The sequence below is a fragment of the Desulfovibrio mangrovi genome (genome assembly GCF_026230175.1).
Classification (GTDB): domain Bacteria; phylum Desulfobacterota; class Desulfovibrionia; order Desulfovibrionales; family Desulfovibrionaceae; genus Halodesulfovibrio; species Halodesulfovibrio mangrovi.
Window position 1 is genome coordinate 2,942,416 of sequence record NZ_CP104208.1, and the last position, 12,721, is coordinate 2,955,136.

At 56.9% G+C, this 12,721-nt stretch carries 12 protein-coding genes; 6 read left to right on the forward strand and 6 right to left on the reverse strand.

The features are described from left to right. Nucleotides 1-83 precede the first annotated feature (83 nt). Entirely contained in the window at nucleotides 84-1,400 is a 1,317-nt protein-coding gene (locus N1030_RS13250; protein ID WP_265825951.1) for a DnaA ATPase domain-containing protein, read from the reverse strand. 294 nt (nucleotides 1,401-1,694) lie between these two features. On the opposite strand from N1030_RS13250, the gene N1030_RS13255 reads away from it, so the two are divergent. Together N1030_RS13255 and N1030_RS13260 are read left to right on the forward strand one after the other, a co-directional pair. Beyond that, a complete protein-coding gene (locus N1030_RS13255) occupies nucleotides 1,695-1,853 on the forward strand; it encodes a hypothetical protein (RefSeq protein WP_265825952.1) in 159 nt (52 codons plus the stop codon). Nucleotides 1,854-1,864: 11 nt separating this feature from the next. Next, nucleotides 1,865-3,202, forward strand: coding sequence for a peptidoglycan DD-metalloendopeptidase family protein (locus N1030_RS13260; RefSeq protein ID WP_265825953.1), 1,338 nt, complete (start codon nucleotides 1,865-1,867; stop codon nucleotides 3,200-3,202). Nucleotides 3,203-3,318: 116 nt separating this feature from the next. Here N1030_RS13260 and N1030_RS13265 read toward each other — a convergent pair whose 3' ends face one another. The 3 genes from N1030_RS13265 to N1030_RS13275 all read right to left on the reverse strand — a co-directional run bounded on the left by N1030_RS13265 (nucleotide 3,319) and on the right by N1030_RS13275 (nucleotide 6,579). Beyond that, nucleotides 3,319-4,596, reverse strand: coding sequence for a TRAP transporter large permease (locus N1030_RS13265; RefSeq protein ID WP_265825954.1), 1,278 nt, complete (start codon nucleotides 4,594-4,596; stop codon nucleotides 3,319-3,321). Continuing rightward, on the reverse strand, nucleotides 4,593-5,147 hold the full coding sequence (locus N1030_RS13270; protein ID WP_265825955.1) for a TRAP transporter small permease: 555 nt from the start codon (nucleotides 5,145-5,147) through the stop codon (nucleotides 4,593-4,595). The genes N1030_RS13265 and N1030_RS13270 overlap by 4 nt, the downstream gene beginning before the upstream one ends. A gap of 388 nt (nucleotides 5,148-5,535) precedes the next feature. Then, nucleotides 5,536-6,579, reverse strand: coding sequence for a TRAP transporter substrate-binding protein (locus N1030_RS13275; protein ID WP_265825956.1), 1,044 nt, complete (start codon nucleotides 6,577-6,579; stop codon nucleotides 5,536-5,538). A 240-nt stretch (nucleotides 6,580-6,819) separates the two neighbouring features. Here N1030_RS13275 and N1030_RS13280 point away from each other — a divergent pair, with 240 nt between their 5' ends. The 4 genes from N1030_RS13280 (at nucleotide 6,820) to N1030_RS13295 (ending at nucleotide 9,698) form a co-directional block, all read left to right on the forward strand. Further along, a complete protein-coding gene (locus tag N1030_RS13280; protein ID WP_265825957.1) occupies nucleotides 6,820-8,013 on the forward strand; it encodes a MerR family transcriptional regulator in 1,194 nt (397 codons plus the stop codon). A gap of 131 nt (nucleotides 8,014-8,144) precedes the next feature. Next, nucleotides 8,145-8,576: a bacteriohemerythrin gene (locus tag N1030_RS13285; protein ID WP_265825958.1), complete on the forward strand. Its 432-nt coding sequence runs from the start codon at nucleotides 8,145-8,147 to the stop codon at nucleotides 8,574-8,576. A 48-nt stretch (nucleotides 8,577-8,624) separates the two neighbouring features. Continuing rightward, entirely contained in the window at nucleotides 8,625-9,086 is a 462-nt protein-coding gene (locus N1030_RS13290) for a bacteriohemerythrin (RefSeq protein ID WP_265825959.1), read from the forward strand. Between the two features lie 18 nt (nucleotides 9,087-9,104). Then, complete coding sequence (locus tag N1030_RS13295; protein WP_265825960.1) at nucleotides 9,105-9,698, forward strand: NAD(P)H-dependent oxidoreductase; 594 nt, start codon at nucleotides 9,105-9,107, stop codon at nucleotides 9,696-9,698. A gap of 198 nt (nucleotides 9,699-9,896) precedes the next feature. Here N1030_RS13295 and ilvD read toward each other — a convergent pair whose 3' ends face one another. Both ilvD and N1030_RS13305 read right to left on the reverse strand, forming a co-directional pair. Then, complete coding sequence (gene ilvD / locus N1030_RS13300) at nucleotides 9,897-11,561, reverse strand: dihydroxy-acid dehydratase (protein ID WP_265825961.1); 1,665 nt, start codon at nucleotides 11,559-11,561, stop codon at nucleotides 9,897-9,899. Nucleotides 11,562-11,816: 255 nt separating this feature from the next. After that, nucleotides 11,817-12,713 (reverse strand): cell division protein FtsX, encoded by an 897-nt coding sequence (locus N1030_RS13305; protein ID WP_265825962.1) that lies wholly within the window; start codon nucleotides 12,711-12,713, stop codon nucleotides 11,817-11,819. Nucleotides 12,714-12,721 lie beyond the last annotated feature (8 nt).

A 12,721-nucleotide genomic window follows, 5' to 3' on the forward strand; every position in this document is an offset into this window, starting at 1 on the left:
TCTATCTGATTTTCATGAATTTTATCGGTAACAATGTCGGTAACATTTTATGCACCGTCATTGCGTAACCTGTGCGCTTTTTCTTAACTGTCTCTGGTTAGACACTTTTTCTTCAACTCGGTTACCAAAATTTTCGTATCTCTGTTACTATCCTGTAATTCTTTAACTTTTTTAACAGCGTACATGGCCGTGGAATGGTCCTTTCCGCCGAAGATGCGCCCGAGGGAAGGATAGGAACTGCCCAGCAGCTGACGGCATATGAACATGGCCAGCTGGCGGGCCTGCACTATCTTCTGGTGCCGCTTGGTGCCGGTGATGTCCTTGTCGTGCAGCCCGAAATGCTCGGAAATGACGGCTATGACCGTATCTGGCGTTATGGAGCTGCCCTGCTTGTCATCCGTGTGGGCAAGAATCTGCTCGAAATCCTTGTCCGTCACTTCCCTGCTCATGAGATCGCGGTAAGCCGCAAGCTTGGTCAGAATGCCCTGCAGGTTCCGGAAATCAGGAAAGCGCTGGCAGAGCATGAAGGTCTGTTCTTTGGAAATGCGCAGCCTGTCATGCTTGAGCCGCTGCTGCACGAAGCGCACGCGGATATCCAGATCCTGCGGCTTTATCTGGGCGATAAGGCCCCACTCCAGCCGCGATCTGAGCTTGGCATCCAGAAAATCATACCCCGAGACTATCCCGGTAGACGTAAAGATCATCTGCTTTCCGGCATCATGGAACATGTTGAAAATGATGACCATCTCTTCCTGCAGCAGGGGGAAATCCTTGAAGCGCTGCACATCGTCCAGCAGGAAATAGGCGAAGCGGGAAAGGTGCCTGCGTGCGCCGTAGAGATCGCCTTCATATTCCACGGCATACAGGGCGGCCAGATCTTCCACCGTACCAAGGAAGATGGATTCAGGGTCCGTGTGGCGGGCAATCTCGTTGGCCATGGCGCGCAGAAGGTGCGTTTTGCCGGAACCGCTGGGGCCGCACAGGACAAAGGGATTGTATTTCGGGGCCCCCTGCTTCACCACTTCGCGGGCGCTGGCAATGGGAAATTCGTTTTTGCGGTTGTGCAGATAGGTTTCGAAGGTGAACTGCTGTCCGAAAGGAATATCCAGATTCTTGATCCGCGCAGAAGCGGGAGAAACAGGCATTCTGCCGCCTGCTTTGGCAGAGGCGCGCGTGGAATAGTCGAGCTTGTACCCTTCGTCCAGATATTCGCGCAGGGCGTTTTCAAAGGCGCCTTGCGCATTCTGCTGAAACCAGTGCGCGAAAAAGGGATGCGGAAAATACACGGAAAGCCGCTTTTCCGTGGCACTCATCACCAGCGTCAGCGGATCGTACCACTGGCGCAGGGCCTGATCGGAAAAGGTGTGGGAAAGATGGTCTCGGAGGGCTTTCTTGAGCACGTGAATTTCTTTGCCGCAATCGGGGGTTACGAGGAAACAGGGAGTAATGAACAGCCGTGGGAATTCCAGTCTGCGGGGTGTGGAAAAAGCCACCCCGATCGGCACACAACAACCCGACATGCATAGCAGAAAACCATACTCAAGCCAAGCAGAATGGCAAATCACGCAACAGGCATAAAGAATTAGGCTTTTTTCGAGGGTTTTATTAATTGTGGAAAAGTCTAGACATTCATTAGACTGTGGAATACCGTCACACTAGGCCAAATAAGAAACAGTTTGCTCAGGGAGGATTGCATGATACATCCCACCTCAAGCGTAACCGAACACGCACTCATGCACCCCGCAATGCGCCGGACTTTAAGAGAATTGCGCATCTACATGTGGGCTACTACGGCACTGGTTTCCATTACCGCACTTTCGCTCATGTACCTCAGCCTCGTACACGGTGTGTAAATTATCACGGCATGACAAACAGATACCGTTTTACCTCCACTGATTCCAAGCGTAAAAAATACCTGGCCATAGCCGGGTGTTTCATCCTTGCCGCCTCTCTGGCGGTGTTTACAGGCATTTTCAATACGGGCTCGGATTCCCCCTCACAACAGGTCGCCACCGCGGAACAGGAGAAGCCGGTTGAGCAACCTGCTCAGGTAGTGCCTCAGGGTCCTGTGAAAGCCGTGCACCCCGGCATAGTTGGGAACGGAGACACTGCCTCCTCCATTCTTGCCCAATGGTTCAATCCCGCTGAAATCCATGAGCTGGCCCAGATATGCAAACCCGTTTTCCCGCTCCGACAGCTTCGTGCGGGCCAGCCATACCGCGTGTACACTGAAGACGGGGCAGTCTCCCGTCTTGAGTACGAAATAGATGCCGACAAGTATCTCACCGTTACCCCGCAGAAGAAGCAGGAGAGCGCTGAGTCTGCTCCTTCCTTCACTGCGGAATTGCATGACATTCCCTATGATTACAAGACGGTGTCCATTGCAGGCACCATCAATTCCAGCCTGTTCGAAGCTGTTGAGGAAGCGGGCGAAAACGCCTCTTTGGCCATCGTCATGGCAGACATCTTCGGCTGGGAAATCGACTTTATCCGCGATCTGCGCACCGGTGATTCCTTTTCCGCAGTTGTGGAAAAGCGTTACCGTGACGGTGAGTTCAAAGGCTACAAGCGCGTTCTTGCCGCCTCCTTCACCAATCAGGGAGAGTTGCACGAAGGCTTCCGCATGAAGGACGAATACGGCGTGTACCAGTTCTATAACGCCGAGGGCGGCAACCTGCGCCGCGCCTTCCTCAAGGCTCCCCTCTCCTTCCAGCGTATTTCCTCCAATTTCTCCAACAGCCGCCTGCATCCGGTACTCAAGACCTATCGTCCCCACCATGGCGTCGACTACGCTGCCCCCACGGGTACGCCAGTGCATGCCATCGGTGACGCCACGGTCATCAAGATCGCCCGCGACAATGCGGCCGGCAAGTACATCAAGCTTCGCCACAGCAATGGCTATGAAAGCGGCTACCTGCATCTTTCCGGCTACGCCAGAGGGCTCAAGACCGGCAAGCGCGTTCGTCAGGGCGATGTAATCGGCTACGTGGGCGCCACAGGCTACGCTACCGGCCCTCATCTGGACTTCCGCATCCAGAAGAACGGCACCTACATCAATCCGCGCAAGGTCATCAGCCCGCGCTCCGAACCCGTGAGCAAGAAGCAGATGGATGAATTCAAGGCGCTGGTGCAGGAAATGCGTCCCAAGCTGCAGCCAAAGACCACAGTAGGAACACTTGATGTTCCTAAGACCGTCAACTAGCTGAAATAGAAATAGAATAACGAAAGGCCTGTCCAAAATGGACAGGCCTTTTTGTTTGGTGGCTTATCGATGGGTGACGATGGTGTTTCGTCAATGAATCTAGTGTATTGATTCTGTTAGTTGAAAAGCATGTGTGGAAGCGTCAGGGCAATATCCGGCACAAGGCAGACCAGAGCCAGATTGATGATCAGCGCCAGCAGGAAGGGAAGGATGGCTCGTGTTATCGCTTCCAGTCTTGTGGAGGCGATGGAGCAGGAGACGATGAGGCAGACGCCCATGGGCGGCGTGAGCATGCCGATGGCAAGGTTCATGATCACGATGATGCCGAGATGCACCACGTCCAGCCCCAGTGCGGGCAGCAGGGGCAGCAGCACGGGTACGAACAGGATGAGGGCGGCCGTGGTTTCCAGAATGGTGCCGGCCAGCAGCAACAGGCAGTTTATCAACAGGAGCAGCAGCACGGGATGGGTGGTGATGCTCGTGAGCCATGCGGCGATGCCTGCGGGAATGTCCTGAATGGCCATGTACCACGAGAAGACAGATGCCGCGCTGATAATGAACAGAATGATGCTGGAGGTGATTCCCGCCTGCAGGAACAGTGCAGGCAATTGCCTGAAGCTGATTTCCCGGTAAATGAACAGCCCTGCGAACAGTGCGTAGAACACGGCCACGGCGGCGGATTCCGTTGCCGTGAATATGCCGCCCATGATGCCGCCGAGGATGATTACCGGTGCGCCCAGCGCCCACAGGGCCTGCCTGAATGCGCTGAACACTTCCTTCAGGGAGAATGCGTGTTCCGGCTGCCAGTCGTGTCGTTTGGCGTGCACCAAGCACACGGTGATGAGCGAAAGGCCCGCCAGCAGCCCGGGCACGATGCCTGCTGCAAAGAGCTTTCCGATTGACGCGCCCGTGAGCACGCCGAAAATGATCATGGGAATGGACGGCGGAATCACCACCCCGATGGAGCCGGCCGCGGCCTGCACTGCTCCGGCGAAGGCCGGAGAATGGCCGCGTTTCACCATGGCAGGAATGAGAATGGCTCCTACGGCCGCGGTATCAGCCGCAGCAGAGCCGGAAATGCCCGCGAAGAACATGGCGGAAAGTACGGAAACCGCAGCAAGCCCGCCCGGAAGATGCCCCACCAGCGCGTCGGCAAGACGCACAATGCGGCGGGATATGCCGCCTGCCCCCATGAGGTTGCCTGCGATCATGAACAGGGGCACGGCCATGAGCGGAAAGGAATCCGCCCCTGCGTACATGCGCTGGGTGACCAGCATCAGGTTCATGTCGCCCTGCAGCATGAAGGCTGCCACGGCACTTACCCCCACAGCCACGGCAATGGGCGTATTCAGCGCGAAAAGCAGCACCAGAAGGCCGAACAGCACCACGGTCATGCCCTGCCCTCCTCACACGTATTCTCGTCCTTGTTTCCGTAGCAGGGAGCCTTGCTCACGGGACCGAAGAGAAAGCACAGGCAGTGCAAGGCCATGATGCAGCCGCTGAACGGTACGGCCATAAAGGGAACACGCTTGGAAACGCCGAGGGTGGTGGTCATCTGCACGGACAGGAACTCCGCAAACTGAAATCCATAGATGGCCATGACCACGAAAAGGAACAGGCTTGCCAGATGCGTGCACCGCGCAGCCATGTTCCTACCAACAGGCGAAAGGCGGCAGACCACCGTATCCACCCCGATATGCGCTCCGGCTCTGTAGGCCACAGCCGCACCGAAAAAGGTGAGTTGCACGAGCAGAACCCTGCCGAGTTCCTCTGACCAGAAGAGTGATGCGTTGAGCACGTAGCGGAAGAACACCTGCGCGCCGATAACGCCCGCCATGCCGACGCAGGATGCGAACAGGATGACGCGGCAAACAGTATCCGCATAGGCGCTCAGGTGATTCAGCAGCGCCAGGGCACGTGTGCAATATGTGGAAACACTGGACATGTTCGTAGTGTTTGTAAAATTTTATCTAGTATTTTGGTGTGTTATTGCTGTTATGAACAGCTCTTGTGCGTTATTGGCAGTGGCTTGATGAAGCCTGCCGCCATGTTCCAATAGGATGTTTCGTGAACTGGTCTAGTTGGCTGACAGGGATGTGTGAAAATGGGACAACTACGCCGTTCATAAAAGAGAGGGGATGCGCAGCGACCATCAGGTAAGGGTGTTCCCTATGCCTGCGACATACCCCCCAATAAGCCGTAACTGTCTGTACCGGCACGAAAGGGCTCGCTTGCAAGGGTGCAGGGGATTATCCCCTGCCCGCCGGAGGCTGTCCCCCTGCTAAATACGACACCCAAATCATCTCTCGAAAAAAACTACAAAATTTCCAGTCCTACTTGGCGGCTTCCAGAATCCTGTCCAGCAGCGCACGGGTGGCGGGGGCTGCGTACATTTCCATATCCTTCAGGCTGCTCACACGCTCTCGGAAACTGGCCAGATCAGGCTGTTCATCCACGACCATGCCGTTGGCGCGCATTTCTTCGAGATAGGCTGCTTCCTGCGAGCGGTTGAAGGCACGCTGATACAAGGCGGCATCATGCATGGCGGTGGCGATGAGAATCTGCTGATCCTTGGGCAGCGCGTTGAACCAGGCGAGGTTGGCGATATCTATGTGCGCCGAATAGACGTGACCGGTCAGGGACAGATACTTCTGCACCTCATGGAGTTTGTACACGGAGAGCACCCAGAGCGGGTTTTCCTGCGCGTCTATGGTGTGCTGCTGCAGTTCGGAATAGATGGGCCAGCCCATGGGGGTGGGATTTGCCCCGAGTGCGCGCCAGAGTTCCTTGTGGAAGGTGGATTCCATGACGCGGATTTTCAGCCCTTCTGCCTCCTTGGCGGTATGCACGGGCTGGCGCGAGTTGGTCAGGTGGCGGAAGCCGTTTTCGGAAAAGGCAAGCCCCTTGAAGCCGGCAGACTCCAGCTTTTTGAGGATATCCTGCCCTACGGGACCGTCAAGAACGCGGTCCACGGTGTCGTGGTCCTTGAACAGGAAGGGGAAGGCCACCACCTTCACTTCCGGCACGAAGGTGTCGAAGGGCCCGAGGGTGATGATACCCATCTGCACGGCGCCGAGCTGGATCTGCTGGAGCATTTCGGTTTCTGTTCCCAGCGAGCCGGAATGGAATATCTTCACGGTGGTTGCACCGCTGGAGCGTTCTTCCACAAGCTGCGCGAATTTCTCGGCGGCGATGTACTGCGCGGAACCGGGCTTGGTCACCACGGCCAGGGAGATTTGTGCCGCAGATGCCGCAGATGCCACAGATACTGGGGATGCTGTAATCAGCAGGCAGAATGCGAACAGGCAGCTCAGGACAACGGGCATGAGACCACGACCGGCAGTTGCGGGCCGCACGGAGAATAGCTTGCAGGGCATATGTGTATCCTCGGATGTATGCGTAAGGGTGGATTACGGGCAAGTGATGAGAGTGTAACGTGCCTTGCAGGATGCTTCAAGTCTTGTAATGGGTGCGTAACCAATTCTGTTTGGTTGTGTGGTGCTTCATTTTTGTTCACTGTCGTTCACGGGGGTAACATTTACTTGCTTGACTGGGGATGCGCAAAGACTTATCGATGGGTTACGATCTAGCACAATCAAGCCGTTATGAGGGTTACGATGAGCGACAACACGCTTACCCACAGAGACCTTGGCCGCATGCTCGGCGTTTCCGAAACGACCATCAAGAGCTACCGCCGCAAATTCCCCGACTGCATTCCCGTTGCCAACGACGGCAAGCCCATCCGCTTCACCAGAGAAGCGGGCAAGGTCTGCCTGCGCATCCGCGAGCTTTTCAGCAGGGGCATGTCTGTGCCGGAGGTCCGCACGAGGCTTGAAAAGGAATATTCATGGATCCCTCCCCTGCCGGAAGAAATGCAGGATGAGGAGATCAGGGCAGCCGAACCGGTAATGCCCGCAGGCCCCGTAGAGGTGGAGCTGCCGGAAGACTACACGCAGGCCCTGAGCAATCTTGCCAAGAGCATGGTGAACCTGACCATGAAGCAGGACGCCATAGCCCGCAGGCTGGAGAGCATGGATGCCCGTCTGCAGAAGCTGGACCCGCAGGGTGCCGGTGCAGGCAGCGTTGCCGGGGGCATGGGCTCTGAGATGGAAGCATGGCTGGAGCGCGCTACCGGCCTGCTTGAACGCCTTGAGCAGATGGCTGCCGCACCCGTGCAGGCCTCAGAACAGGGTGTCCATCAGGGCAAGGTTATCCGTATTCGCAATGCCTATGGAGATGTGAGCGAATACACCATGGAAACCGCCGCCGCGCCGACGGGCTCCGGAGAAGCAGGTGAGGAACCTGATCAGCAGGATCTGGAGGCTGGTGAAGCGACAGCCGGGGCAGCGGAAAGAGCTGTGGACGCAACTGCGGCAGAAGCGGAGGCCGACGCCGGATTCATCTTTGATGCGGAAGAACCTGCGCAGGAAGAGATTTCGTCCATGGTGCAGGAACCTCCTCGCACCCTGCTGACCATGCCACTGGTGATCCAGTCGCCGGAAGGTGAATTTCTGGGAGTGGCGGGCAGAACTCGCGGCCGCTTCAACATCAATGACCTGAAGGCCATGCTCATGAGCCATTACGAGGGGAACCAGCGTTTCACCATGCAGTGGCAGTTGACCGACAACGGCTGGCTCATGCTGCTGGAACAGAAGGAACTGTCAGACCCCTATTCACTGGCTGTGCTGGTGGAACAGACCACTACGCCACGCGGGAATAATGTGGCGCTTATCGAACACTTGACGATTAACGGCAAGGACGAGAATCCTGTAGAAATGTATAACTTCATCAACAGGATATACGAGGCATAGGCAGCCCTGACGACATTCCCATCTCTGATGGGCAAACAGGTATCATGTCCATGCCGGGTAAGACCGTATGTCCGGAGAAGCATATCGAATCTGAGTGGGAGAACTGTTCATAGCGTTTGCGGGAGAACACTATGCCGAACATCGTGTGGTCTGATGAACTGAGTCTGGGAATTGACATGATCGACAGGCAGCACAAGATGTTGATCCGTCTGTGCAATCATCTCCTCATAGCCATCCGGCGCGGCAAGTCGCATAGCGAGCTGCAGGCTCTTTTTCATGAACTTTCCGAGTACACGGTGTATCACTTCAGTGCGGAAGAAAAGTTCATGGAGGAACTCAAGTATCCCAAGCTCAAGGAGCACAGGGAGAGCCATGTCATCTTGAAGCGTGAGGTGCGGGCCTATCAGAACCGCCTCTTCCATCAGGAGGAAATCAATCCCGATGAGGTGCTTGCGTTCATGCGCAAATGGCTTATCGAGCATATCCTGGGTGAGGACAGGGCCATAGGGCGTTATCATCATCGCGATGACCATCTGAAAAAGAATGATGACATGGTTCACTAAGCCATAAGGGATGTGGAATCTTCCTGTATGTAACAGAGGAGCGGTTTCATGCCGAATATTGTCTGGTCAGATGAACTGAGTCTGGGAATTGAGATGATCGACAGTCAGCACAAGATGCTGATCCGTCTGTGCAACCAACTGCTCATAGCCATCCGGCACGGCAAGTCGCATAGCGAATTGCAGAAGCTTTTTCACGAGCTTTCGGAATACACCGTGGTTCACTTCAACGATGAAGAGGCGTTTCTGCATGGCATGGGGTATCCCAGACTGAAGGAACACAGGGTGTTCCACGCCAAGCTGAAGAGGGATGTGCGTGAGTATCAACGGCGTCTGTTCCATCATCAGGAGATAGAGGCCAACGAGGTGCTCGCCTTTCTGAAGAGTTGGCTCATAGACCACATTCTCGCGGAAGATACACGCTATGCCAGATTCCATCACAGGGAGGAGCATCTGGCCAAGCAGGCTGCCGACCAAAACGGTAACTCGGATACCTCCTCCCCATCAGCATGACATCTGGAGGGACATTTCATGAAAGTGAGCGTCATTCTCGCGCATCCATATGCGAAGAGCTTCAATCACGCGATTTACAACACCATCTGTGAGACCCTTGCATCCCTGAATACCCCCTTCTTTGCGCACGATCTTTATGCCGAACGCTTTGATCCCGTGCTCACCGTGGAGGAGTTGGGTAAAAAGCCCACGCAGGATGCGCTGGTGCGGCAGTATGCCATGGAGCTCATGGAGTCCGACGTGCTGTTCTTTGTGCATCCCAACTGGTGGGGCCAGCCGCCCGCTATTCTCAAGGGCTACGTGGACAGGGTCATCCGTCCGCCCTACGCCTACGATTTTCCGCCGGATGACAGCGGTGGCGGTCTGCCCATCGGCAAGCTGGCAGGCAAGACCGGTGTGGTCTTCAACACCTCCAACACCGAAGATACCCGCGAGAAGGAATACTTCGGCGATCCGCTGGAGAACATCTGGATTCAGTGCGTGTTCGGCTTCTGCGGTATTGAGAAGAGCCACCGCCGTATGTTCAGTATCATCGCAGACAGCACCCCCGAAGAGCGTGCCGCATGGCTGCAGGAAGTGGCCGAAACCACGCGGAAGATGGTCGGGCGCTAGGCCGTATTGATTGGCACTTGGCGTGCTCTCCGGAGTTTATTACGTCACGGCGTAAGGCATGTTGCTTGTTAGTTTGCGCTATGTATGTGTTTGCGTAATACGAACAGTACACGGCTTTATCGATTTATAGCCATTGAAAAACAAAACCCCCGTCGGAATATCCGACGGGGGTTTTTCATTCTTTATCAGCAGGATAGCCTACTTGTACACAGCACCGTTGGCGGCGCTGCTGATCATGCGGCTGTAGCGGCGCAGCAGGGGCGAAGTGATCTCCTTCTGCACGGGCTTCCAGTCCTTCTTGCGCTCGGCAAGGGTGGCTTCGTCCACAAGGAGGTTCAGCTTGCGCTCAGGGATGTTGATCTCGATTTGGTCGCCTTCCTGTACGAAGGCGATGGGCCCGCCGTCCGCAGCTTCCGGGGAAACGTGGCCGATGGCCGCGCCACGGGTGCCGCCGGAGAAACGGCCGTCCGTGATGAGGGCCACGTCCGCGCCAAGGCCGATACCCGCGATGGCGGCCGTGGGCGAGAGCATCTCACGCATGCCGGGGCCGCCCTTGGGGCCTTCGTAGCGGATGATGATGGCGTCGCCCTTGTTAATCTTCTGGCCCATGATGGCCTCGAAGGCGGCTTCTTCAGACTCGAACACGCGCGCGGTGGCGGTGCGAACCATCATTTCGGGAGCCACGGCGGACTGCTTTACCACGGCACCGTCGGGGGCAAGGCTGCCGCGCAGAATGGCGATGCCGCCTTCCTGCGAATAGGGGGCGTCGATGGGCTTGATGACGGTGGGGTCGAGGTTCTCGGCCTTCAGATCTTCAAGGTTCTCACCCAGCGTCTTGCCGGTAACGGTCATGACGTCGAGGTTGATGCGGTCCTTCTTGCGCAGTTCCGTCATCACGGCGGGAATGCCGCCGGCGCGGTGCAGGTCCTGAATATGCTGTTCGCCTGCGGGAGAGAGCTTGCACAGGTTGGGAGTGCGCTTGGAAACCTCGTTGAACATGTCGAGGTTGATATCAAGCCCAGCTTCGCGGAACACGGCGGGCAGGTGAAGCACTGTATTGGTGGAGCAGCCCAGCGCCATATCCACGGCCATGGCGTTGGCTACGGCCTTTTCGGTGACGATGTCGCGCGGCTTGATGTTGCGTTCCAGCAGTTCCATGACCTTCATGCCCGCTTTCTTGGCAAGGCGGATGCGCGCAGCCGTGGTGGCAGGCGTGGTGCCGTTGCCGGGCAGCGCAAGGCCTATGGTCTCGGAAAGGCAGTTCATGGAGTTGGCCGTGAACATGCCCGCGCAGGAGCCGCAGCCGGGGCAGGCGCATTCGGAAAGGTCTTCCAGTTCGGCCTCGGTCATCTTGCCCTGCTTCACGCGGCCCACACCTTCGAACACGGTGATAAGGTCGGAACGCACGCCGGACTTTTCGCCCGCAAGCATGGGACCGCCGCTGACCATGACGGAAGGCACGTTCATGCGCAGCATGGCCATGAGCATGCCGGGCACGGACTTGTCGCAGTTGGGAATGAACACCAGCGCGTCAAAGGGATGCGCGGTGGCCATGATCTCAATGGAATCGGCGATGATCTCGCGGCTGGGCAGCGAGAAACGCATGCCCTCATGGTTCATGGCAAGGCCGTCGCAAACGCCGATGGCCGGAAATTCAATGGGCGTGCCGCCTGCATGGCGCACACCGGCCTTCACCGCTTCCGCAATGGTGTCTAGGTGGATGTGGCCGGGAACAATCTCGTTGGCGGCGTTCACCACGCCCACGAGGGGGCGGGCAATCTCTTCGCGGGTAAGCCCGAGGGCATAGAGCAACGAACGATGGGGCGCTTTTTCAAGCCCGTGGGTCATCTTCTTGCTACGCATGTGCGGTGTCCTTTCGGTACTCTTGCGGTACCCGAATCTTGCGGTGTTGCAGGCGGATCAGGATGAATGTTGCCTCCGGCGGGCAGGGAGATGATCCCGCTCGGCTCTCTTCATTCATTAGCCTCAAAGATTCGGCTGACGACTGAAGGCCTGCACCCTCGAATAGCGTCGGAATTTCTGTGCTTCAAAGACTATTCCGGCTTGGCGGGGTGCTGTGGGAGGAACAGTTCAAACTGATTGCTGCGGCTATGACACCTAGTTTCTTACAGCGATCCAGCTGCTGACAAAGCCCATAAGGGCCGGTAGAGCCACCAACAATACACTCTGTTCAAGGGGCAGGAAATGCAGCTCCATGAACAGCGGAGAAAAGTTGAGTACATCTTTCAGGTGGTACCATGCAAGCCAAAGCAGGCCCACGGCGCAGATGCCGCCGATGGCTCCCTGCAGGGCGCCGGTCACGAGCAGGGGCAGGCGGATAAACCAGTTGCGCGCGCCCACCAGTTGCAGAATTTCGATCTCGTCGCTGCGGTGCACGAGAGAAAGCTTGATGGTGTTGCCCACCATGAGCGCCAGCACCAGCGCCAGAAAGCCGATGATGGGCCACATGACGGAGTTGGCGAAGGTCTTCCATGCCTTGGTGAGATCGTCCTTGAGCGGATTGGCGCGCACGGTCTCCACGCCGGGGAGCTTTTCAAGGTACTGGCGTGTGGCCTTGCTCCATGCCTCAAGATCGGCCTCGTGCGGCGAGAAATGCAGCATGGCCGTGGGCGGCAACGGGTTGCGGTCTTTAAGCCACCCTGCGTGCGCAGAGAGCGTTTTTCCGCCGCGATCGTTACCGGAGTTCTTGAGCAGCGCCTCCAGTGCCTCGGCAGGGGTAAAGGTCTTCATTTCGGTCAGCCACGGCAGATGGCGCATTTCATCCCAGCGGGATTGAACCAGCTCCATGCTCGTGTCGGGCTTCCAGAATACCTGATAGACCACCTCGCCGCGCGTGATGTTCAGTTCTTCATTCAGGTTGGCGAAGCACAGCAGAAAGAAGCCGGAGAGAAAGGTCACCAGCGTCACGGCGGCCAGCGTGAGCATCTGTGCCCACGGATGCAGGCCGAAATCCCGGATGCCTCGGGCGAACAGTTTGCAGAAGACTCCGAACATGGCGATTC